We start from the raw sequence: 21701 nt of genomic DNA, 5'->3' as shown, positions 1-21701 counted from the left end.
CGTCCGCCTGCCAGCCAAACCTGGCCGGCCGTCCGCGACCCGAGTTCCGAGGAGAACCGTGCTGCTCAGCGTCAACACCTTCGTCAGTCTCGACGGCGTCATGCAGGGACCCGGAAACCCCGACGAGGACCGCTCCGGCGGCTTCGACCGCGGCGGGTGGCTCGTTCCGCACGCCTCGACGCACACCAACGAGGTCGTCGAGAGCTGGTTCCGTGCGGCCGACGCGTTCCTGTTCGGCCGCACCAGCTTCGGCCTGCTCGGCGGGTACTGGCCGAAGGTCACCGAACCTGACGACCTGATCGCCACCAAGCTCAACACGCTGCCGAAGTATGTCGTCAGCTCCACGCTGACCGACGATCAAGCCGATTGGAGCCCGACGACGGTCCTCCGCGGTGACCTGGCCGACGAGGTACGCCGCCTCAAGGAGCTTCCCGGCCGGGAACTCCAGGTTCACGGAAGCTGGAAACTCGTCCAGGCGCTGCACCAGGCAGGACTCGTCGATGTCTACCGGCTGCTCCAGTACCCGGTCATCGTCGGCACGGGGAAGCGCCTGTTCCCGGACGGATCGACGCCCGCGACGTTCGCAGCCGTCGAGGAGAACTCGCGGGTGCTGCCCGGCGGCGTCGTCTCGCTGACCCTCCAGCCCACGAGCCTCGGCGCGATCTCCGCGGGCGCGTACACGGTGGACGAAGGGCGCTCGGCGACGGTCCTCGACTGACACCGGCGCCCGACCGGCGTCGAAGCGGCCTCTGTCCCGGCTCAGCAGGCCGCCCTAGTTGGCGGCGGCCGGGGGCAGCGCCTCCTGGGCCACGTAGGTGCCGACGGGCACCGTGGTGACCACCGGCTCCGGCTGCTCCTGCTCCGCGTACGGGGCCGGCGAGTCGGTGACGGCGAACTGGGTGCGGTAGAGCTCGGCGTAGAGGCCGCCCACCGCGACCAGCTCGTCGTGCCGGCCGCGCTCGACGATCCGCCCCTCGTCGAGGACGAGGATCTGGTCGGCGTCGCGGACGGTGGAGAGCCGGTGCGCGATCACCAGCGCGGTACGCCCGGTCAGCGCCACCGACAGCGCCCGCTGCACCGCCGCCTCGCTCTCCGAGTCGAGGTGCGCGGTGGCCTCGTCGAGGATCACGATCGACGGCGCCTTGAGCAGCAGCCGGGCGATGGCGATGCGCTGCTTCTCGCCGCCGGAGAAGCGGTAGCCGCGCTCGCCGACCGTCGTGTCCAGCCCGTCGGGCAGGGCGCGGACCAGGTCGGCGACCTGCGCGCCGGCCAGCGCTGCCCAGATCTCGTCGTCGGTGGCGTCCGGCTTGGCGTAGCGCAGGTTCTCCCGGATGGTCTCGTGGAACAGGTGGGAGTCCTGGGTGACCACGCCGACCTCGTCGCGCAGCGAGGCGAGCGTGGCGTCGCGGACGTCGACGCCGCCGACCAGCACCTGGCCGTCGCTCACGTCGTAGATCCGGGAGATCAGCATGGAGAGCGTCGACTTGCCGGCGCCGGAGGGACCGACCAGGGCCACCATCTGGCCCGGCTCGACGGCGAACGAGACGCCCTTGAGCACCGGCTCGTTGACCGTCCGGTCGAGGGCGGCGACCTCCTCCAGGGAGGCCAGCGAGACCTCGGCGGCGCTCGGGTAGCGGAACCGCACGTCGCGGAACTCGACCCGGCCGTTGCCCCGGGGCACCGGCACGGCGTCGGGCTTCTCCTCGATGCCGGGGCGCAGGTCGAGCACCTCGAAGACCCGGTCGAAGGAGACCAGCGCGCTCATCACGTCGACCCGGACGTTGGAGAGCGCGGTGAGGGGGCCGTAGAGGCGGGTGAGCAGCAGGGCCAGCTTGACCACGGTGCCCGCGCTGACCGCACCGGCGACGGCGAGCCAGCCGCCCAGACCGTAGGTGAGTGCCTGGGCGAGGGAGGCGACCAGCAGCATGGCCACGAAGAAGGTGCGCGAGTACATGGCCGACTGGATGCCGATGTCGCGGACCCGCTCGGCCCGGCCGGCGAACCGCGTCGCCTCCACCTCGGGCGAGCCGAAGAGCTTGACCAGCAGGGCGCCCGAGACGTTGAACCGCTCGGTCATCGTCGCGTTCATCTTGGCGTCGAGGTTGTAGGACTCGCGGGTGATCTCGGCCAGTCGCCGCCCGACCCGGCGGGCCGGGATGATGAAGATCGGTAGCAGCACCAGCGCCAGCACGGTGATCTGCCAGGACAGCACGAGCATCGCCCCGGCCGTGAGCACGAGCTGGATGACGTTGCTGACCACGCCGGACAGCGTCGAGGTGAACGCCCGCTGGGCGCCCAGCACGTCGTTGTTGAGCCGGCTGACCAGCGCGCCGGTCTGGGTCCGGGTGAAGAACTGCAGCGGCATCCGCTGGACGTGGTCGTAGACCCGGGTCCGCAGGTCGAGGATGATGCCCTCGCCGATCCGCGCCGAATACCAGCGCTGGGCCAGCGAGAAGAGCGCGTCGGCCACGGCCAGCACGGCGATGATCAGGGCGAGCCGGACCACCGTCGCGCCCGCGTCGGAGCCGCCGCCGGCGATCGCGTCGATCACGTCACCGGCGAGCAGCGGGGTGGCCACCCCGATCACCGCGGCGATCACCACGGTGATCAGGAAGACGATGATGTCCCGCCGGTAGGGCTGGGCGAACGCGACGATCCGCTTGGCGGTGCCGCGCTTGAGCTGGTGGGTGGAGATCTCGTCGCGGTTGCGCATCGACCGGAGCATGCTCCAGCCGCCCATGCCGCCACCGGCCATCGGGTTGGACACTCGTCACCTCCGGGTCGTCGGCAGCCGTGGACCGTCGGGGTCAATTCTCCCGACGACTACGACAACCTCGCGAGTAACCCGGATCTTCCCGAACGGTCCTTACTATTCGCCCCGGCCGGCCAGGTCGCGGATCCGCCGGGTCTGCGCCTCCCGCTCCGCCCGCTGCTGCTCGGCGTGGGTACGCCCGCCGGCCCCGGCGAGCAGCGCCTTGATCTCCACGATCGCGTCCCGGTTGTTGGCCAGCAGGCCCGCGGTCAGGTCGCGCACCGCGCCGTCCAGCTCGGCGCCCGGCACGACCAGGGTGGCCAGGCCGATCCGGTCCGCCTCGGCGGCGTCCATCCGGCGGCCGGTGGCGCAGATCTCCAGCGCTCGGGAGTAGCCGACCAGTTCGGCGAGGCGCTTGGTGCCGGCCAGGTCGGGGACCAGGCCGAGCGTCACCTCGGCCATGGAGAGCCTGGCGTCCTCGGCGAGCACCCGCAGGTCGCAGGCGAGGGCGAGTTGGAAGCCGGCGCCGATGGCGTGGCCCTGCACGGCGGCGATCGAGATCACGTCCGGCCGGTGCAGCCAGGTGAAGCCGCCCTGGTATTCGGCGATCCGGTCGGCGCACTCCTGCTCGGGCAGGGTGGACAGCTCGGCGAAGGAACCCGGGCCGGAGGAGCCGGCGACCGACAGGTCGAGGCCGGCGGAGAAGGCCCGCCCCTCACCGCGCACCACGACGACGCGGACGTCGCCGGGCAGATCCCGGGAGAAGTCGCTCATCGCGCGCCACATCGCCGGGGTTTGGGCGTTGAGCACGTCGGGCCGGCACAACGTCACCGTCGCGACCGGCCCGTCGCAGTCGAGTCGCACTCCGGTCGTCTCGGCGGTCACCGGACCACCCGGAGCACGGCGCTGATGGACGACGCTGGGGGGCGGGTCACGCCTTCTTCCGGCGCCGGGCGCCGCCGCGCTGCCGCAGCTGCACCCCGGACTCGGTGAGCACCCGGTGGATGAACCCGTAGGAACGGCCGGTCGAGGCCGCGAGCGCACGGATGCTCTCACCCGAGGTGTACCGCTTTACCAGGTCCTTGGCGAGCGTCTGGCGCTCGGCCCCGACGATCCGGCGACCCTTCTCAGTGCTGGTGGCTGTGCCGGTGGCTGCCATGCTGATTCCTCACGTCCCAGACTGTGCGGTTCGGATACGGTCCCACCTATTAGACCGCCTCGGACGATCATGCGCCAGATATCAACTATTCGCCAACCGACACGCTATGCAATGTCAGCTTCCCGATAGAGTGATCCTTCTGACCGGTCGGTCGGCGCCGTCCGGCTGGATCATGAGGGGCGGCCCGCCCGGCCGACCCGTACGCTGCCTCGCGTGATCGACCTGCTCGCCCCGGCGGCGGCCGCCGCCGGGGTCTTCGCCGCCACCAACATCGACGACATCGTCGTGCTCACCGTGTTCTTCGTGGCGGCCCGCGGCACCGGCCGGCCCCGCCCCTGGCAGATCGTCGCCGGCCAGTACGCCGGCATCGGCGCCCTGGTCGCGGTCGCGGTGGTGGTCGCCGCCGGGCTGCTCGTGGTGCCCGACCCGTGGACCGGCCTGCTCGGGCTGCTGCCCATCGCGCTGGGCGTCCGCGCCCTGCTGGCCCGCGACGGCGACGACGACGAGCCCCCGGCCGTGGTCGGCACCCTGCTCGGCGTCGCCGGGGTGACGGTGGCCAACGGCGCCGACAACATCGCCGTCTACGTGCCGGTGTTCCGCTCGCTCGACCCGGCCGCCGGCCTGGTCTGGCTGCTGGTCTTCGCCGCCCTGGTGGCGCTCTGGTGCGCGGTCGCCGCCGCGCTGGGCGGCCACCCCCGGGTGGTCGCCCTGGTCGGCCGCGCCGGCCACTGGCTGGTCCCGACCGTCTTCATCGCCCTCGGCCTGGTCATCCTGACCACCTCCGGCGTCCTCCCCCACCTGGCCGCCCTCCTGCCTTGATCATGAAGTTGTCGCCGCGACACGCCGTGTCCGGCGGCAACAACTTCATGATCGACCCGCGCGGGGCCGGGGCCTGGGCGGTCAGGCCAGTTCGACCAGTTCCAGGAGGTCGTCGGACCAGGCGTCCTCGTCGCCGTCGGGGAGGAGGATGGCACGGTCGGGCTTCAGCGCCAGCACGGCTCCCGGGTCGTGGGTGACCAGGACGATGGCGCCCGGGTAGCGGGCGATCGCGTCGAGCACCTGCTCGCGGCTGACCGGGTCGAGGTTGTTCGTCGGCTCGTCCAGCAGCAGCACGTTCGCGCCGGAGCACACCAGGGTGGCCAGCGCCAGCCGGGTCTTCTCGCCGCCGGAGAGCACCCCGGCCGGCTTGTCCACGTCCTCGCCGGAGAAGAGGAACGCGCCGAGGATCTTGCGCAGGTCGGTGTCGGTCTGATCCGCCGCGGCGCTGCGCATGTGCTCCAGGATGGTCCGCTCCACGTCCAGCGTCTCGTGCTCCTGGGCGTAGTAGCCGAGCCGCAGGCCGTGCCCGGGGCGCACCTCGCCGGTGTCCGGCTCCAACAGGCCGCCGAGCATCCGCAGCAGGGTGGTCTTGCCGGCGCCGTTGAGGCCCAGGATGGCCACCCGGGAGCCGCGGTCCACCGCCACGTCGACGTCGGTGAAGATCTCCAGCGACCCGTACGACTTGGACAGGCCGGAGGCGGTGAGCGGCGTCTTGCCGCACGGCGCCGGGGTGGGGAAGCGCACCTTCGCCACCTTGTCGGCGACCCGGACGTCCTCCAGGCCGGACAGCAGTTTCTCGGCCCGGCGGGCCATGTTCTGCGCGGCGACGGTCTTGGTGGCCTTGGCCCGCATCTTGTCCGCCTGTGCCTTCAGCGCGCCGGCCTTCTTCTCGGCGTTGGCGCGCTCCCGGCGGCGGCGCCGCTCGTCGGTCTCCCGCGCCTCCAGGTACGCCTTCCAACCCAGGTTGTAGACGTCGACCACGGAACGGGTGGCGTCCAGGAACCAGACCTTGTTCACGACCGCCTCCAGCAGGGACGCGTCGTGGGAGATCACGATCAGGCCGCCCTTGTGGTTGCCGAGGAAGCCGCGCAGCCAGGTGATCGAGTCGGCGTCGAGGTGGTTGGTCGGCTCGTCGAGCAGCAGGATGCCGCCGCCGTTCTCGCCGGCGTCGCGGAACAGGATCCGGGCCAGCTCGATGCGGCGGCGCTGGCCGCCGGAGAGGGTGCCGATGGTCTGCGCCAGGGCCCGGTCGGGCAGGCCCAGGTTGGCGCAGATCCGGGCCGCCTCGGCCTCGGCCGCGTAGCCGCCGAGGGAGGCGAACTGGTCCTCCAGCGCGCCGTAGCGGCGGACCAGCTTCTCGTCGTCGGCGCCCTCGGCGAGCTTCGCCTCCAGCTCCGTCATCTGCGCCATGAGCACGTCCAGCCCACGGGCGGAGAGCACCCGGTCCCGCCCGGTCACCTCCAGGTCGCCGGTCCGCGGGTCCTGCGGCAGGTAGCCGATGGCGCTGCGCCGGTCGATCTGCCCGCCGTACGGCTGCCCCTCCCCCGCCAGCACCTTGAGGGTGGTGGTCTTGCCGGCGCCGTTGCGGCCGACCAGGCCGATCCGGTCACCGGGCTGCACCCGCAGCGTGGTGTCGGACAGCAGGATCCGGGAACCGGCGCGCAGCTCCAGGCCGGTGGCAGTGATCATTTCGAGGTACTCGCTCTCGGGGTTCGGCGAAGGCTGACTCAGGGCACGCGAAAGCGCCGGCGGGTCATCACTTCCCGTCGGCGCGGGGCCGTTCAGCCTTCGCAGCGCAGCACGGGCCAAGTGTACCGGGCGGCTCCCGGACGGCCCGCCGGATTACCGCGCAAGATCATCGGGTACCGGAAACCTCGTCCGGACCCGGTCCGGTACCGCAACCACCACATACGGATTATTCGGTGATCGGGGTCAACATGGAGCTGAACGAGAACGCGCGGGTCGACACCAGCCAGGTGGAGGATCGGCGAGGGTCCGGCGGAGGCGGCGGGATGGGCATACCGATCCCGATCGGCGGCGGCCGGGGCGGCATCGTGGGCATCATCATCGCCGTCCTGATCGCCCTGGTGGGCGGCGGCTTCGGGCTGAACGCGGCCACCAACGGCGGCGGCTCCGAGCAGGGCGACAACACCTCGCTGGACCAGAAGTGCTCGGCGCAGGACGCGCTGAAGCAGCTCGACTGCCGCAACACCCTCTACGTCAACTCGATCCAGGCGTACTGGCGGACCGCCATGCCGGAGGTGTTCGGCGAGCAGTACAAGCCGTCGAAGACGGTGTTCTTCAGCCAGAACGTCAGCACCGGCTGCGGCGCCGCCGACTCCGGCGTGGGCCCGTTCTACTGCCCCGCGGACGACCTGGTCTACATCGACCTCACCTTCTACCGCCTGCTCGCCGACCAGCTCGGCGCCGAGGGCGAGTTCGCCCAGCCGTACGTGCTGGCCCACGAGTACGGGCACCACGTGCAGGACCTGCTCGGCACCGAGGCGCAGATGCGCCGCCAGCAGCAGCGCGACCCGCAGAACGCCAACGCGCTGTCGGTGAAGCTGGAACTCCAGGCCGACTGCTACGCGGGCGCCTGGGCGAAGAACGCCACCGGCACCTCCGACGAGCAGGGCCAGAAGATCTTCAAGAGCATCACCGACCAGGACATCCAGCAGGCGATCGACACCGCCGAGAAGATCGGCGACGACGCGATCCAGCAGCGCTCCGGCCGGCCGGTGAACCCGGACGAGTTCACCCACGGCACCTCCGAGCAGCGCAAGCAGTGGTTCACGAAGGGCTTCTCCACGGGCGACCCGAAGGCCTGCGACACCTTCGGCGGCCAGCAGTGAGCGCGGACGCCGGCTGACCGGCTCCACGACACCGGGCCGCCGGCCTGGACCCCTGGCACCCGCCAGCGGTCAGGCCGGCGGCCCGTGTCGTGCTCGGTGCCGCCGGTTCAGCCCAGCAGGGTCACCTGGGCCGGGGTGGACCGCTGGGTGGTGGTGCCGTCGCCCAACTGCCCCCCGCTGTTGTCGCCCCAGCACCAGAGGCTGCCATCGGTGCGTACGTCGCAGTTGTGGTCGGTGACGTCGACGCCGCCGGTCCAGACGGTGGCGGCGCCGACCCGGGTGGGCGTGAACCGGTGGGTGGTGGTGCCGTCCCCCACCTGCCCCGTCGTGTTCCTGCCCCAGCACCACAGGCTGCCGTCGGTCCGGACCGCGCACGACGTGTCGCCGCTCCCGCCGACCCCGCTCCAGGTGGTGGTCGCGTCGACCTGGACCGGCGTGGTCCGGAAGCTGCCGCTCACGCCCAACTGCCCGTACCCGTTCTCACCCCAGCACCACAGGGTGCCGGACCGGACCCCGCAGGTGTGGGCGTACCCGGCCGTCACGCCGGTCCAGGTGGTCGCGGTGCCGACCTGCGCCGGTGTGGTCTGAGAGCCCAGGGCGCCGAGACCGAGCTGCCCGTCGGAGCTGTAGCCCCAGCACCAGAGCGTCCCATCGGTGCGGACACCGCAGGTGTGCGCGAAGCCGGTCGTGACGCTCGCCCAGTTGGTCGCCGTGCCGACCTGCAGCGGGGTGGTCGCGACATAGGGCGAAGAGCCGACGCCCAACTGGGAGGTCCGGTTGAAGCCCCAGCACCAGAGGGTGCCGTCGGTCCGCACGGCGCAGGTGTGCGCGGGGCCGGCGCTGACCCGGGCCCAGGTGGTGGCGGTGCCGACCCGCACCGGGGTCCTCCGGCTCGTGGTGGTGCCGTCACCGAGCTGGCCCCGGTAGTTCGAGCCCCAGCACCACAGCGTCCCGTCCGTCTGCACCCCGCAGGTGTGGCCGGAGCCGGCGTCGACATCGAGCCAGGTGGCGGTGCCGACCCGCGCCGGGGTGCTCCGGTTCGTCGTGGTCCCGTCACCGAGCTGGCCGCTGTAGTTCGAACCCCAGCACCACAGCCCCCCGTCGGCGAGGACCGCACAGGTGTGTGCGCCGCCCGCGGTGACGCTGCTGACCGCCGGGGCGGCCAGCGCGGCGCGCTGGGCGGGGCTGACGCCGGCGGCCGCGGAGCCCGTCGTCAGTACGACGGCGAGTCCGGCGCTTCCGGTCACCATCGCCGCCGCCGCGGCGAGGAGCCGCGTCGCACGGCGCCACCGGGTCCGCAGCCGGCCGTCCTGATATCCGCTCATGTACTGCTTTCTCCCAACCTTGTCGATGCCATGACGGAGGCGGCGCTGCCCGATGGGTCGCCCGGAAGACCCAGCGCTCGACAGCGAGCCTATGCATCGGTTTCCTTCGATGCACAATCGACGGGTTGGATTGACCGTCTTGATGGGGATCTTTCCCCCTCAACGGACCAGGATGTGGACCGCTCGGGCGGCGGAGACGGCGGCGACCAGAACGGCTTGCCGGGGTTCGGGCACGTCGAGGAGGCGACCGGCGCGCAACGCGGCGAGCGGGGCCAGCCGGCGGTCGGCCAGCACGGTGTCCACCGCCTTCCGGTCCCCGCCGCAAACCAGGGCCGTGAGGGTGGACGCCGCGGGCAACAGCAGGCGTACGGCCAGTTCGGCCGCGTCGCCCAGCGCCGCCTTCGCCTGGTTGTCCCGCCGCCGGGCGAAGCGCTGCTGGGACCAGCCGCCGGCGGCGGTGCGCCCCTGCACGTACCGGGTGTCCACCTTGGAGACGACCAGGTCGGGGCCGTCGGCGACACCGACCGCCACGGCGCCCTTGCGGGCCAGCAGCAGGCCCAGCCGACGACGCGCGCCGGCCGCGGCCACGAACCCGGGCACGTCGGCGGTGGCCGGGGCGCCCGGCGGCGTGTGCAGCTGGGCGGTGGCGCCGTCCGGGGCGGTGAGCAGCAGCCCGTACCCCTCGACGGTCGTGGTGGGCGGGCCGTGCCGGTCGGCGAAGCCCTCGACCCAGCGGGCGACGCGGCCCGGGTCGACCTCGACCCACCGGCCGCCCCCGGCTGCGGGTCGGCTGGTCACCGCCCGACCGTACGACACCGGCCCCGGCGTCGCTCAGTCGGGCAGCAGGGTGGCGACGGCCAGGGCGGCGATCAGGGCGCTGGAGACCAGACCGGTGATCAGGCGGCCGCGCGGCCCGGCCAGGGCCCGACCGACCATGGTGCCGCCCCCGGCGACGACCAGTTGCCAGCTCGCCGACGCCAGGAACGCGCCGGCCACGAAGAGCGCGGCGGTCGCGCCGTCCGGGTCGGCGGTGTCCTGACGGCCGAGCACCAGCGCGGCGAAGTAGAGCACCGTGGCCGGGTTCAGCAGGGTGAGGCCGAGCAGCGCCGCGTACGCCCGCCCCGGGGTGTCCAGCCCGCGCCCGACCGGTGCCGCCGCGACCTCCCGGGTCCGCCGGGCGGACCAGGTGCGCCACAGCCCGTGACCGGCGAGCCCGAGCAGGACCAGGGCGGCCACCACCCGCAACGGCCCGGCGACCGGCGCGATGATCCCGGCCAGGCCGGCGCCGCCGAGGGCGGCCACCGCCGCGTAGAGCCCGTCGGCGGTGGCCACGGCGAGCGCCGCGGCCGCGCCGACCCGGAACGAGGTACGGGCGCTGAGCCCGAGGATGAGGATCGCGATCGCGCCGACCGGGACGGCGACGCCGTAGCCGGCCACCAGACCGGCGAGGAACGCCCCGGTCACGACGGTGGGCGGCGGGTCGATGCGGCCGGCGGCAGGGTGCGCTGTCGGCGCGCGACGGTGGCCGCACGGACAGGAACCTGCTTCGGGTACGCCTCGATCACGCGCCCATCCTGCACTCCACTCCCCCACCCCGCCACCCGATTTCCGCGGAGCGGATCTCCGGTGCGACCCCTACAAGATCTTGGACGGAAATGGCCCCTACAGGGGCCGTTTGCGACCAAGATCTACTGCGGCAGGCTTCTGAGACGAATCGAGCGCGGCACCCGACGGGTGCCGCGCTCGACCGGGACCGCGGAGCGGTCAGACGTTGAAGCCGAGGGAGCGGAGCTGGTCCCGGCCCTCGTCGGTGATCTTGTCGGGGCCCCACGGCGGCAGCCAGACCCAGTTGATCCGGATGTCGTCGACCAGGCCGCCGCCCGGGCCGGTGGTCAGCGCCTGCCGGGCCTGGTCCTCGATCACGTCGGTGAGGGGGCACGCCGCCGAGGTCAGCGTCATGTCCAGGGTGGCGACGTTCTGGTCGTCGACGTGGATGCCGTACACCAGGCCGAGGTCGACCACGTTGATGCCCAGCTCCGGGTCGACGACGTCCTTCATCGCCTCCTCGATGTCGTCGATGGCGGCCTTGCCGCCGGCCGCACCGGCACCGTTGGCCGGAGCGTCGCCGGCCGGGGCCGCGCCGTCGGTCGCCACCGCGCCGGTCTCCGGCGTCGAGGTGGTCTCTTCGCTGCTCATGCCTTCACCTCCGGGCTCACGCCCACCCCGGCGCGTGCCGCGGCGTCCTTGAACGCCATCCACGACAGCAGCGCGCATTTCACCCGGGCCGGGTAGCGCGCGACACCCGCGAACGCCACCCCGTCTCCGAGCACGTCCTCGTCCGGCGTGACCTGGCCACGCCCGGACATCAACTCGACGAACGCCTCGTGCACCGCGGCGGCGTCGTCGGCGGCCCGGCCGCGCAGCAGCTCGTGCAGCACGCTGGCCGACGCCTGGCTGATCGAGCAGCCCATCCCGTCGTACGAGATGTCGGTGAACACCTTGCCGTCGGTGGACACCCGCACGGTGATCTCGTCGCCGCAGGTCGGGTTGACGTGGTGCGCCTCGCCGACCCGGGCGGCCGGGTCCGTCGCGTCCCGCAGGCCACGGCCGTGCGGGTGCTTGTAGTGGTCCAGGATGATCTCCTGGTAGAGCTGGTCGAGCTGCATCAGTCGAACACCTTCCGCACCTGCTCGAGACCGGCCACCAACGCGTCGATCTCCTCGGTCGTGGTGTACAGGTAGAACGAGGCCCGGGTCATGGCCGGCACGCCGAACCGGGTGCACACCGGCTTGGCGCAGTGGTGCCCCACCCGGACCTGCACGCCGAGCGAGTCGAGCACCTGCCCGACGTCGTGCGGGTGCACGTCGCCGAGCGCGAAGGAGATGGTGCCGCCCCTGCCGACCGGCACGTTCGGGCCGAAGATCCGCAGGCCCGGCACGGTGGCGAGGGCGTCCAGCGCGTACGCCGTCAGCTCCTTCTCGTGCCACTGGATGGCCCGCATGCCGATCCCGGTGAGGTAGTCGACCGCCGCGCCGAGCGCGACCGCCTCGGCGATCGGCGGGGTGCCCGCCTCGAACCGGGCCGGCGGCGCGGCGAACGTGGAGCGCGCCATCGACACGGTCTCGATCATCGAGCCGCCGCCGAGCACCGGGGGCATCGCGGCGAGCAGTTCGCCCCGGCCCCAGAGCACGCCGATGCCGGTCGGGCCGCACATCTTGTGCCCGGTGAAGACGATGAAGTCGGCGTCGTAGTCGACCACGTCCATGGGCATGTGCGGCACCGACTGCGAGCAGTCGAGCAGCAGCAGGGCGCCCACCTCGCGGACCCGCTGGGTGATCCGCGCGGTGGCGTTGACCGTGCCCAGGATGTTGGACATGTGCACCAGCGAGACGATCTTCGTCCGCTCGGTGACCAGGTCGTCCAGCCCGGACTCGTCGAGCCGGCCGTGGTCGGTGACCGGGAACCAGCGCAGGGTCGCGCCGGTGCGCTCGGCGAGGAGCTGCCACGGGACGATGTTCGAGTGGTGCTCCATCTCGGAGATGACGATCTCGTCACCGGGCCCGATCCGGAAGCGCGGGTCGGCGTCCGGGCGCAGCGAGGCGTTGGAGAAGGCGTACGCCACCAGGTTGATCGCCTCGGTGGAGTTCTTGGTGAACACCACCTCGTCCACGCTGGGCGCGTTGATGAAGGCGGCGATCTTCGCCCGGGCCCCCTCGTACGCCTCGGTCGCCTCGGTGCCCAGCGTGTGCACCGAGCGCGACACGTTGGCGTTGTGCATCGCGTAGTGCTCGGCGAGCACGTCGAGCACCTGCCGCGGCTTGTGCGAGGTGTTGGCGCTGTCGAGGTAGACCAGCGGGTGCCCGTTGACCTCCCGGTCCAGGATCGGGAAGTCGGCCCGCACCCGCGCCACGTCGAAGCGGGGCACGTCGTCGTACTGCGGCATGCCCGACGGGATCGCGATGGAGGTCATCGGAGGTCAGGCCCGCGCCGAACCGGCCCCGGCGACGTACCGCTCGTAGCCCTCTTCCTCGAGCTTGTCGGCCAGCTCCGGGCCGCCCTGCTCGACGATCCGGCCGGCCACGAAGACGTGCACGAAGTCGGGCTTGATGTAGCGCAGGATCCGCGTGTAGTGGGTGATCAGCAGCAGGCCGGTGTCACCGGTGTCGCGCACCCGGTTGACGCCCTCGCTGACCACGCGCAGCGCGTCCACGTCGAGGCCGGAGTCGGTCTCGTCGAGGATGGCAATCCGCGGCTTGAGCAGCTCCAGCTGCACGATCTCGTGCCGCTTCTTCTCGCCGCCGGAGAAGCCCTCGTTGACGTTGCGCTGGGCGAACGCCGGGTCCATCTGGAGCTTCTCCATGGCGCCGCGCAGCTCGCCGGCCCAGGTGCGCAGCTTCGGCGCCTCGCCGTCGATGGCGGTCTTGGCGGTGCGCAGGAAGTTGGCCACCGAGACGCCGGGGACCTCGACCGGGTACTGCATGGCCAGGAAGAGGCCGGCGCGGGCCCGCTCGTCGACGGACATGGCCAGCACGTCCTCGCCGTCGAGGGTCACCGAGCCGCCGGTGATCTCGTACTTGGGGTGACCGGCGATCGAGTACGCCAGGGTCGACTTGCCGGAGCCGTTGGGGCCCATGATGGCGTGGGTCTCGCCCGACTTCACGGTCAGGTCGACACCGGCCAGGATCGGCTTGAGCTCACCCTCGGGCAGCTTGACCGACACCTTCAGGTCGCGGATCTCCAGGGTGCTCATTATCGGGTCACTCCATTGCTCGGCGTCAGGCTGACGTAGATGTCGCCGTCGCGGACTTCGACGGGGTAGACGGGAACGGGTTCGGTCGCGGGCAGCCCGGTGGGCTCGCCGGTCCGTAGGTCGAAACGGGATCCGTGCAGCCAGCATTCCAGCGTGCAGCCGTCGACCTCGCCCTCGGAGAGGGCCACCGCGGCGTGCGAGCACTCGTCGTACACGGCGTAGAAGTTGTCGTCCTCGCCGTGCACGACGGCGATCTGCGTGCCGTCGACGTCGGCGCTGATCGCGGTGCCCTTCGACACGTCCTCGGTGGAGCAGATCCTGATCATCAGGCGCCGGCCTTGGTGAGGCGGGCCTCGATCGCGTCGCCGAGCCGCTCGCGCAGCTCCTCGACCGGGATCTTGTTGATCAGCTCGGCGAAGAAGCCGCGGACCACCAGGCGGCGGGCCTCGCCCTCCGGGATGCCCCGGGCCATCAGGTAGAAGAGCTGCTCGTCGTCGAACCGCCCGGTCGCGCTCGCGTGCCCGGCGCCGGCGATCTCGCCGGTCTCGATCTCCAGGTTCGGCACCGAGTCCGCCCGGGCCCCGTCGGTGAGCAGCAGGTTCCGGTTGATCTCGTAGGTGTCGGTGCCGGTCGCCTCGGCCCGGATCAGCACGTCACCCACCCAGATGGTGTGCGCGCTCTCGCCCTGGAGGGCGCCCCGGTAGCCGACGTAGCTGCGGCAGTCCGGCACCGTGTGGTCGACCAGCTGGCGGTGCTCCAGGTGCTGCCCGGAGTCGGCGAAGTAGACGCCGTACAGCTCGGCCTCGCCGCCGCGCTGGGTGTACTCCACCGAGGTGTACTGCCGGACCAGGTCGCCGCCGAGGCTCACCTGGACGTGCACCACCTTGGCGTCGCGGCCCAGCTTCACCCTGAGGTGCTGCGCCTGCACCGCGTCGTCGGCCCAGTCGGCGACCGTGACCAGGGTCAGCTTCGCGCCGTCGGCCACCGCCACCTCGACGTTGTCGGCCAGGGTGGCGGACCCGACGTGCTCCAGCACCAGGGTCACCTCGGCGAACCGGCCCACCTCGACGAAGGTGTGGGCCAGGGCGAGCGCGTCCGCGCCCTGACCGACCACCCGCAGGCTCACCGGGGCCCCGACAACGGCGTCCCGGGCGACCTGCACCAGCAGGGCCTCGTCGACCCCGCCGTACGCCAGCGCGCTGACCCGGTCGAACGGGGTGAGCACGCTGCCCACCCGCGGGTCGTCCTTGCCGATCCGGCCGACGGTGACGCCCTCGGGCAGGTCGCCGTGCTCGTGGCGGACCGTGCCGGTGGCGGCCTGCGCGCCACCGGCCAGGCCACGGAGGCGCTTGAGCGGGGTGAAGCGCCACTCCTCCTCCAGGCCCGTGAGGGCCGGGAAGTCGGCGACGTCGTACGAGCGGAGCGCCTGCGACTTGGTCGCGGGCGGCGCGGAAGCCTGGGTAGTCATCTCTTCCTTGGTCTGTTCTGACGACGTTGTCTGATGCTGGGCGAGCGGCCGGCGGATCAGCCGACCGCGCCCTCCATCTGGAGCTCGATCAGGCGGTTGAGCTCCAGGGCGTACTCCATCGGGAGCTCCTTGGCGATCGGCTCGATGAAGCCGCGCACGATCATCGCCATCGCCTCGTCCTCGCTCAGGCCCCGGCTCATCAGGTAGAAGAGCTGGTCGTCGCTGATCTTGGAGACGGTCGCCTCGTGCCCCATCGACACGTCGTCCTCGCGGATGTCGACGTAGGGGTAGGTGTCGGAACGGGAGATGGTGTCGACCAGCAGCGCGTCGCACTTGACCGTGCTGCGGCTGCTGTGCGAGCCCTCCAGCACCTGCACCAGGCCCCGGTAGGAGGTGCGGCCGCCGCCCCGGGCGATCGACTTCGACACGATGGTCGAGGAGGTGTGCGGCGCGGCGTGCACCATCTTGGCGCCCGCGTCCTGGTGCTGCCCCTCGCCGGCCATGGCCACCGAGAGCACCTCGCCCTTGGCGTGCTCGCCGGTCATGTAGACCGCCGGGTACTTCATGGTCACCTTGGAGCCGATGTTGCCGTCGACCCACTCCATGGTCGCGCCCTCGTGGCAGACGGCGCGCTTGGTGACCAGGTTGTAGACGTTGTTCGACCAGTTCTGGATGGTCGTGTAGCGGCACCGGGCGTTCTTCTTGACGATGATCTCCACGACCGCGCTGTGCAGCGAGTCCGAGGAGTAGAGGGGCGCGGTGCAGCCCTCGACGTAGTGCACGTACGCGCCCTCGTCGACGATGATCAGCGTCCGCTCGAACTGGCCCATGTTCTCCGTGTTGATCCGGAAGTAGGCCTGCAGCGGGATCTCCACGTGCACGCCCTTCGGCACGTAGATGAACGAGCCACCGGACCAGACGGAGGTGTTCAGCGCGGCGAACTTGTTGTCGCCGACCGGGATCACCGTGCCGAAGTACTCCTTGAAGATGTCCTCGTGCTCGCGCAGCGCGGTGTCGGTGTCCAGGAAGATGACACCCTGCTCCTCGAGGTCCTCACGGATCTTGTGGTAGACGACCTCGGACTCGTACTGCGCCGCGACACCGGCGACCAGCCGCTGCTTCTCCGCCTCGGGGATGCCCAGCCGGTCGTAGGTGTTCTTGATGTCCTCGGGCAGGTCCTCCCAGCTGGTGGCCTGCTTCTCGGTGGACCGCACGAAGTACTTGATGTTGTCGAAGTCGATCCCGGTGAGGTCCGCGCCCCAGGCCGGCATCGGCTTGCGGCCGAACAGCCGCAGGCCCTTCAGGCGCAGGTCGAGCATCCAGGCCGGCTCGTTCTTCTTGGCCGAGATGTCCCGCACCACCGCCTCGTTGAGGCCGCGCTGGGCGGCCGCCCCCGCGACGTCGGGGTCGGCCCAGCCGTACTCGTAGCGACCGAGGGCGGCGAGCTGCTCCTCCTGGGTCAGGGGCTGGACGATCTGCTCGGTCATCTATCTGTCCTCACAGTGGTGACGGTGTTACCGGACTGGGCACGCGGCTGGGTGGGGATGTGCGTGGTGCACACCCCGTCGCCGTGCGCGATGGTGGCCAGGCGCTGCACGTGGGTGCCGACCAGACGGGAGATCACCGCGGTCTCGGCCTCGCACAGCTGGGGGAACTCGGCGGCCACGTGCGCCACCGGGCAGTGGTGCTGGCACAGCTGGCCGCCGGAGGCGATCGTGGACGCGTTGGCAGCGTAACCCTCGGCCGTCAGCGCCCCCGCGAGCGCCTCCGCCCGGGCGAGGGGGTCGTCGCCGGCGTCCTCCATGGCGGCGCGGCAGCGCTCCTCCAGGGCGGTCACCTGCTCGGTGGCGAACGCCTCGACGGCGTGCGAGCCGCCGGTGCGGGCGATCCAGCGCAGCGCGGCCGTGGCGATGTTGTCGTAGTGGTGGGTGCCGCAGCGGACGCGGGCCGCCTCGGTGAGCACGAAGACCTTGGCCGGTCGGCCCCGGCCCCGGCTGCCCCGGACTACCTGCTCGCGGGCCTCCACGTCGCCGTCGGCGAGCATCGCGTCGAGGTGCCGGCGGATCGCGGCCGGGCTGAGCCCGAGCGCCGAGCCGAGCTGGGCCGCGGTGGTCGCGCCCCGCTCCAGCAGCAGCTGGGTGACCCGGTCGCGGGTGGAAAGATCGGTGGACGCGGAAGCGCCGACAGCCGGGCCGGCCGCCGGCTGGTGCCCGGAGAGCGCCGCCGCGTTTTTCACAACGCCAACGTTACGTAATTCGCCGGAGGGCCGCAAACCCGGGGTCCGGTGATCCCGACCACCGGTGCGGCGGAGTCACCCGATCGGGATCCACTACGGTGCGTAGGATTCGCTCCGTGAAGGCTTCCGTCCGGTTCCCGGTCTCCCCCACGCTGCTGCGTCGCCTCGCGTACACCTCGATCATCGCGAACGTGGCGATCGTGGTCACCGGCGGGGCCGTCCGGCTCACCGCGTCCGGTCTCGGCTGCCCCACCTGGCCCCGGTGCACCGACGAGTCGTACCACACGACGGCCGAGATGGGCGTGCACGGGGTGATCGAGTTCGGCAACCGGCTGCTCACCTTCGCGGTGGGGATCATCGCGCTGGCCGTGGTGCTCGCCGTGCTGGCCCAGCGGACCCGCGCGCGCGGGCTGCTGCCCCTGGCGATCGGCGTGCTGTTCGGCATCCCCGCCCAGGCCGTGATCGGCGGCGTCACCGTGCTCACCAACCTCAACCCGTGGGTGGTCGGGCTGCACTTCCTCGCCTCGATGGTGGTGATCGCCGCCGCGTACGCCCTCTGGCGGCGCACCGTCGAGCCGGACGGGCCGGTCCACCCGACCGTGCCGGCGCCGCTGCGTACCCTCGCGCTGCTCACCACCGTGGTCAGCGCGGCCGTGCTCGTGGTCGGCACCTGGGTGACCGGCAGCGGGCCGCACGCCGGCGACCAGGGCGCGGCCCGCAACGGCCTGGACCCGGAGGCGATCTCCCAGGTGCACGCCGACGGGGTGTTCCTGCTCATCGGCCTCTCGGTGGCGCTGCTCTTCGCGTTCCGCGCGGTGGGCGCCGCCCGGCCCGCCCGGGCGGCCGGGGTGCTGGTCGCGGTCGAGCTGGGCCAGGGCCTGATCGGCTTCGTGCAGTACTTCACCCACCTGCCCGCGGTGCTGGTCGCCGCGCACATGCTCGGCTCCTGCCTGGTGCTGCTGGCCACCCTGGGCGTGCTCTGGGCCACCCGGGAGCGGCGTCCGGCCGCCCCGCCGGCCCCGGCCACCGCCACCACCCCGGCCGACCAGCCGGTCACCGCCGCCGCCTGAGGCCCGGTCGGGCGGGCCGGTAGCCGGCCCCCGAGGCGCGACCGGCGTTATGCCTCGCCGGCAGCGGGAAAGCAGTCCGGGCCACGGACCGTCCGCCCGAGGGGAGCCGCCGGTGTCGCGCAAGGGCCTGGCCACGACCGTCCCGCAGCGGCTCACGCCGGTGGCCGGCGCGCCGCTGTGGTGCGACGCCCACGAGTTCGGGCTCACCGGCGACGGCGTGACCAACGACCAGCCGGCGCTGGCCGCCCTGGTGGACCGGCTGGGTGAGGGGTACGACGCCGACGGCCGGGCGCGGGTGATCTACTGCCCGCCCGGCATCTACTCGATCCGGGACGCCGGCACCGTCTGGCGCAGCGGCGTCTCGCTGATCGGTGCGGGATCGGCGGCGACCCGGTTCCTGCTCAGCAACGAGGGCAACCGGGACGATCCCGTCCCGCTGGCGTACTGGACCACCGTGCAGCACGGCGCGGACCGGGACCGGCACATCGCCGACTGCACCTTCGCCGACTTCGAGATCGACGGTTCCGGCGTCGGCATGGCCCGGTACAACTACCTCGCCAAGGGCCTCGGACTCCAGTACGTGGTGCGCGGCGTGTTCCGCAACCTGTACATCCACCACACCGGGGCGACCGGTCTGGGCTGCGACTTCCTCCAGGACAGCCTGATCGACGGGGTGGTCGTGGTGGGCTGCGGCCGGCTGGACAACGGCGAGCAGATGGGCGGCGCGGGCATCGGCGTCGGCATCGGCGGCTGGGGCGACGTGGAGCGGCTCACCATCGCCAACTGCACCACCCTCGGCAACGGGACCAACGGGATCTTCCTGGAGCTGCAGAAGGACTACTGGGCCCCGCCGCGCGGCTTCCGCATCGTCGGGTGCCACAGCCAGGCCAACCGGTTCGGCATCTCCGACTGGGGCGCCGACGGGCTGGTCGTCTCGGCCTGCACGCTGACGAACAACTTGGAGGCGGGCTTCGACGTCTCGGCCAACGGCACGGCCGGGGTCGCCGGGCGCGGCGGGCTGCTCACCGACTGCGTGATCGACCGCAACGTGGGCGACGGGATCAGCATGGGCAACACCCCCGGCCCGTACGCGATCCGGGGCAACCGGATCAGCCGCAACGGCGGCTACGGCCACCACGAGCACGACCTGGGCCACGGGTACCGGGGCGCGGCGGCGGACGTGGTGATCGAGGGCAACGACATCTGGGAGAACGCGCTGGACGGGATCCGAATCGACCGGCCGATGATCGACGCCGCGGTGGTGGGCAACCGGATCCGGGACAACGGGCGCCGGTCCGCGCCGGAATGCCGCGGTTCCGGCGCGACCGTGCGGTACGCCCCGCGCCGGGTCACCGACGGGGCGGCGGACTGGCCGCCCGGCGGCCACCGGGGCAAGGTCGTGCACGTCGACTCGCGGACCGCGGTGGTGGCCGACAACACCGGCACGGAGCTGTCCCTGGCCGAGGTGCGGCCCGACGGCGCCACCGGCTGGAACGAGGCCACCCCGGCGCCCGGCACGCCGTACGAGCTGCCGGCCGGGCCGCCGGAGCGCGCCGGGATCGCGGTCAACGCCCCGTTCGACTCGGCCACCCTGCGGGGCAACCGCATCTGGCACCGGGACGAGCACACCCAGACCTACGGGTTCTGGGTCACCGGCGCGGGCAGTTGCGTCTCGTGCCGGGTGGAGGACAACGACTTCGCCGGGAACGAGGCCGCCGTACGGCTGGACACCCCGCCGATCGGCGGCCGCTGGGACCGCAACCACCACGACGGGGAGTGACACCGGCTCCGGCCCGCTCGGGCGCGGGCCGGAGCGCGGGTCAGGACCGCCGGGCCAGGTGGGTGGTGACCGCCTCGGCGAGCCGGTCCGGGGCGCCGTCGGCGTGCCCGACGAAGAGGCTCGGCTCGGTCAGCTCCAGCTCGACCAGGACGGGCGCCCCGTCCGGGCCGGGGATGACGTCCACCCGGGCGTAGAGCAGCCGGTCGGTGCCGCCGGGCACGACCGCCAGGGTCTTCTCCGCCGTGTCGAGCTGCTCCGGGGTGGCCGTCCGGGCGTCGATCCGCTCCTCCTTGTAGAGCTCGGCCACGCCGCGGTCGGGGCCGGTCAGCATCGGCCCCTTGCGGATCGCGTGGCTGAACGCCAGGCCGTCGGGCCCGGCCAGGAAGAGCAGCGCGGTCTCCCCGTCGCTGTCCACCCCGCGGAGGTACGGCTGCACCATGGTGACCCGGCCGGCGGCGGAGAGCCGCCGGACGTGCGCCACGGCCAGCTCCCGGTGCTCCGGGTCGGCCAGGTCGTACCGGCCGGTGTCCTGGCTGCCGGCGCTGACCGCCGGCTTGATCACGTACTCGCCGGTGTCGACGGGCGGGCGCCAGTCCGCGCCCGGCTCGACCCAGGCGGTCGGCACCGTGGGCACGCCGGCCGCGGACAGCTCGGCCAGGTAGCGCTTGTCGGTGTTCCAGGCGACCACGTCGGCCGGGTTGACCAGGGTCGGCACGGTGCGCGCCCAGGCGACGAACTCGTCGCGGCGCAACGCGTAGTCCCAGGGCGAGCGGAGCACGACCAGGTCGTAGCCGGACCAGTCCACGGCCGGGTCGTCCCAGACCACCGCCTCGGCGGCGACGCCGCGGGCGGCGAGCGGGGCGAGCGCGAGCCGGTCGTCCGGGTCGAGGTCGGGCAGGGCCGTGCAGGTGACGAGAGCGACCCGGGGTTCCCCCCGGGTCGGCTGGTGGTGGTTGGTCAATTTATGTCAACGGGCCATCGTGCGCCGGGCCATCGACCGCCAGAGGTCGTTGCTCGGACGCATCTGGTCCATCAGCTCACGCTCCCAGGCGTTCTCGACGTCGACCCCTGCGGTGGCGCAGGCCTGCCGCGCGACGTCGGTGCCGTCGGCGAACTGGTCGGCCCACGCCCCGTCGGAACCCACGAGGACGATGCGTGCGCCGCGCTTGCCGACGTACTCGATGACCGCCTTGGCCCCGCCGTGTCCGGCGGCGAACGACTTGATGCCGGCGACCAGGCCGTTGGGGGCCTGCTCGGAGGTCTTGTCAGCCGTGAGCGTCGTATCGGAACCATCTGCCATGACGCGAAGCCTAAGCAGACATCCACCCGGATGTGCGAGAACGATGAACTGAATGTGATGCCAATTACCTACTGGTTTAAGGAAGACCACAGGTAATTTGCCCGGACATATCGCCTATGCACGGGCAAACCGGGCGGGGAAGATCGTCACAGTCTGTCCGGGTTGAGCCCGTCCGACTCAGGCCGAAAAA

The 21701-nt window shown here is 72.1% G+C and carries 22 protein-coding genes; 5 read left to right on the top strand and 17 right to left on the bottom strand.

Features of this window, described 5'->3' with window-relative positions:
• Positions 1 to 58 precede the first annotated feature (58 nt).
• Positions 59 to 718, top strand: a complete 660-nt coding sequence (locus tag NLX85_RS23740) for a dihydrofolate reductase family protein (protein ID WP_254338612.1) — start codon at positions 59 to 61, stop codon at positions 716 to 718.
• Positions 719 to 772: 54 nt separating this feature from the next.
• Here the strand turns inward: NLX85_RS23740 and NLX85_RS23735 are convergent, their stop codons facing one another.
• The 3 genes from NLX85_RS23735 to NLX85_RS23725 all read right to left on the bottom strand — a co-directional run bounded on the left by NLX85_RS23735 (position 773) and on the right by NLX85_RS23725 (position 3911).
• Positions 773 to 2755 (bottom strand): ABC transporter ATP-binding protein, encoded by a 1983-nt coding sequence (locus tag NLX85_RS23735; RefSeq protein ID WP_254338814.1) that lies wholly within the window; start codon positions 2753 to 2755, stop codon positions 773 to 775.
• Positions 2756 to 2869: 114 nt separating this feature from the next.
• Positions 2870 to 3637 carry an enoyl-CoA hydratase/isomerase family protein gene (locus NLX85_RS23730; protein ID WP_254338610.1) on the bottom strand — a complete coding sequence of 256 codons (768 nt, stop codon included), beginning with the start codon at positions 3635 to 3637 and terminating at the stop codon, positions 2870 to 2872.
• Positions 3638 to 3683: 46 nt separating this feature from the next.
• Positions 3684 to 3911, bottom strand: a complete 228-nt coding sequence (locus NLX85_RS23725; protein WP_007462679.1) for a helix-turn-helix domain-containing protein — start codon at positions 3909 to 3911, stop codon at positions 3684 to 3686.
• A gap of 213 nt (positions 3912 to 4124) precedes the next feature.
• On the opposite strand from NLX85_RS23725, the gene NLX85_RS23720 reads away from it, so the two are divergent.
• Positions 4125 to 4730 (top strand): cadmium resistance transporter, encoded by a 606-nt coding sequence (locus NLX85_RS23720; RefSeq protein ID WP_254338609.1) that lies wholly within the window; start codon positions 4125 to 4127, stop codon positions 4728 to 4730.
• A gap of 81 nt (positions 4731 to 4811) precedes the next feature.
• Here the strand turns inward: NLX85_RS23720 and NLX85_RS23715 are convergent, their stop codons facing one another.
• The gene (locus tag NLX85_RS23715) at positions 4812 to 6419 is read right to left on the bottom strand and encodes an ABC-F family ATP-binding cassette domain-containing protein (protein ID WP_254338607.1); all 1608 of its coding nucleotides are present in this window, start codon (positions 6417 to 6419) and stop codon (positions 4812 to 4814) included.
• A 248-nt stretch (positions 6420 to 6667) separates the two neighbouring features.
• Here NLX85_RS23715 and NLX85_RS23710 point away from each other — a divergent pair, with 248 nt between their 5' ends.
• The gene (locus NLX85_RS23710; RefSeq protein WP_254338812.1) at positions 6668 to 7582 is read left to right on the top strand and encodes a neutral zinc metallopeptidase; all 915 of its coding nucleotides are present in this window, start codon (positions 6668 to 6670) and stop codon (positions 7580 to 7582) included.
• A 107-nt stretch (positions 7583 to 7689) separates the two neighbouring features.
• Here the strand turns inward: NLX85_RS23710 and NLX85_RS23705 are convergent, their stop codons facing one another.
• The 11 genes from NLX85_RS23705 to NLX85_RS23655 all read right to left on the bottom strand — a co-directional run bounded on the left by NLX85_RS23705 (position 7690) and on the right by NLX85_RS23655 (position 17361).
• The gene (locus NLX85_RS23705; protein ID WP_254338605.1) at positions 7690 to 8907 is read right to left on the bottom strand and encodes a hypothetical protein; all 1218 of its coding nucleotides are present in this window, start codon (positions 8905 to 8907) and stop codon (positions 7690 to 7692) included.
• Positions 8908 to 9066: 159 nt separating this feature from the next.
• Positions 9067 to 9705: an acVLRF1 family peptidyl-tRNA hydrolase gene (locus NLX85_RS23700; RefSeq protein WP_254338603.1), complete on the bottom strand. Its 639-nt coding sequence runs from the start codon at positions 9703 to 9705 to the stop codon at positions 9067 to 9069.
• Positions 9706 to 9738: 33 nt separating this feature from the next.
• Positions 9739 to 10371 (bottom strand): LysE family transporter, encoded by a 633-nt coding sequence (locus NLX85_RS23695; RefSeq protein WP_254338601.1) that lies wholly within the window; start codon positions 10369 to 10371, stop codon positions 9739 to 9741.
• A gap of 300 nt (positions 10372 to 10671) precedes the next feature.
• On the bottom strand, positions 10672 to 11103 hold the full coding sequence (locus NLX85_RS23690) for a metal-sulfur cluster assembly factor (protein WP_254338599.1): 432 nt from the start codon (positions 11101 to 11103) through the stop codon (positions 10672 to 10674).
• Positions 11100 to 11573: a Fe-S cluster assembly sulfur transfer protein SufU gene (gene sufU / locus NLX85_RS23685; protein WP_254338597.1), complete on the bottom strand. Its 474-nt coding sequence runs from the start codon at positions 11571 to 11573 to the stop codon at positions 11100 to 11102. Before sufU ends, NLX85_RS23690 begins: the two co-directional genes overlap by 4 nt.
• Positions 11573 to 12877, bottom strand: a complete 1305-nt coding sequence (locus NLX85_RS23680; RefSeq protein WP_189198418.1) for a cysteine desulfurase — start codon at positions 12875 to 12877, stop codon at positions 11573 to 11575. Before NLX85_RS23680 ends, sufU begins: the two co-directional genes overlap by 1 nt.
• A gap of 6 nt (positions 12878 to 12883) precedes the next feature.
• The gene (gene sufC, locus NLX85_RS23675; RefSeq protein ID WP_254338595.1) at positions 12884 to 13657 is read right to left on the bottom strand and encodes a Fe-S cluster assembly ATPase SufC; all 774 of its coding nucleotides are present in this window, start codon (positions 13655 to 13657) and stop codon (positions 12884 to 12886) included.
• Complete coding sequence (locus NLX85_RS23670) at positions 13657 to 13983, bottom strand: non-heme iron oxygenase ferredoxin subunit (protein ID WP_254338593.1); 327 nt, start codon at positions 13981 to 13983, stop codon at positions 13657 to 13659. The genes sufC and NLX85_RS23670 overlap by 1 nt, the downstream gene beginning before the upstream one ends.
• The gene (gene sufD / locus NLX85_RS23665; protein ID WP_254338591.1) at positions 13983 to 15125 is read right to left on the bottom strand and encodes a Fe-S cluster assembly protein SufD; all 1143 of its coding nucleotides are present in this window, start codon (positions 15123 to 15125) and stop codon (positions 13983 to 13985) included. The genes NLX85_RS23670 and sufD overlap by 1 nt, the downstream gene beginning before the upstream one ends.
• A 56-nt stretch (positions 15126 to 15181) precedes the next feature.
• Entirely contained in the window at positions 15182 to 16612 is a 1431-nt protein-coding gene (gene sufB, locus NLX85_RS23660; RefSeq protein WP_107075697.1) for a Fe-S cluster assembly protein SufB, read from the bottom strand.
• Positions 16609 to 17361: a metalloregulator ArsR/SmtB family transcription factor gene (locus NLX85_RS23655; protein WP_254338589.1), complete on the bottom strand. Its 753-nt coding sequence runs from the start codon at positions 17359 to 17361 to the stop codon at positions 16609 to 16611. The genes sufB and NLX85_RS23655 overlap by 4 nt, the downstream gene beginning before the upstream one ends.
• 98 nt (positions 17362 to 17459) lie before the next feature.
• Between NLX85_RS23655 and NLX85_RS23650 the strand changes: the two genes are divergently transcribed.
• Positions 17460 to 18431: a heme A synthase gene (locus tag NLX85_RS23650; RefSeq protein WP_254338588.1), complete on the top strand. Its 972-nt coding sequence runs from the start codon at positions 17460 to 17462 to the stop codon at positions 18429 to 18431.
• 112 nt (positions 18432 to 18543) lie between these two features.
• A complete protein-coding gene (locus NLX85_RS23645) occupies positions 18544 to 20211 on the top strand; it encodes a right-handed parallel beta-helix repeat-containing protein (RefSeq protein ID WP_254338586.1) in 1668 nt (555 codons plus the stop codon).
• A 40-nt stretch (positions 20212 to 20251) separates the two neighbouring features.
• Here NLX85_RS23645 and NLX85_RS23640 read toward each other — a convergent pair whose 3' ends face one another.
• Together NLX85_RS23640 and NLX85_RS23635 are read right to left on the bottom strand one after the other, a co-directional pair.
• Positions 20252 to 21172 (bottom strand): RimK family alpha-L-glutamate ligase, encoded by a 921-nt coding sequence (locus NLX85_RS23640; RefSeq protein ID WP_254338584.1) that lies wholly within the window; start codon positions 21170 to 21172, stop codon positions 20252 to 20254.
• Between the two features lie 6 nt (positions 21173 to 21178).
• Positions 21179 to 21511 carry a hypothetical protein gene (locus NLX85_RS23635; RefSeq protein WP_254338582.1) on the bottom strand — a complete coding sequence of 111 codons (333 nt, stop codon included), beginning with the start codon at positions 21509 to 21511 and terminating at the stop codon, positions 21179 to 21181.
• Positions 21512 to 21701: the final 190 nt, after the last annotated feature.

Origin of the sequence: Micromonospora sp. A3M-1-15 (assembly GCF_024213425.1) — a bacterium.
GTDB classification, from domain to species: domain Bacteria; phylum Actinomycetota; class Actinomycetes; order Mycobacteriales; family Micromonosporaceae; genus Micromonospora; species Micromonospora chersina.
The sequence above is the reverse complement of the archived record's forward strand: the minus strand, read 5'-3'. Positions and strand labels throughout refer to the sequence as shown.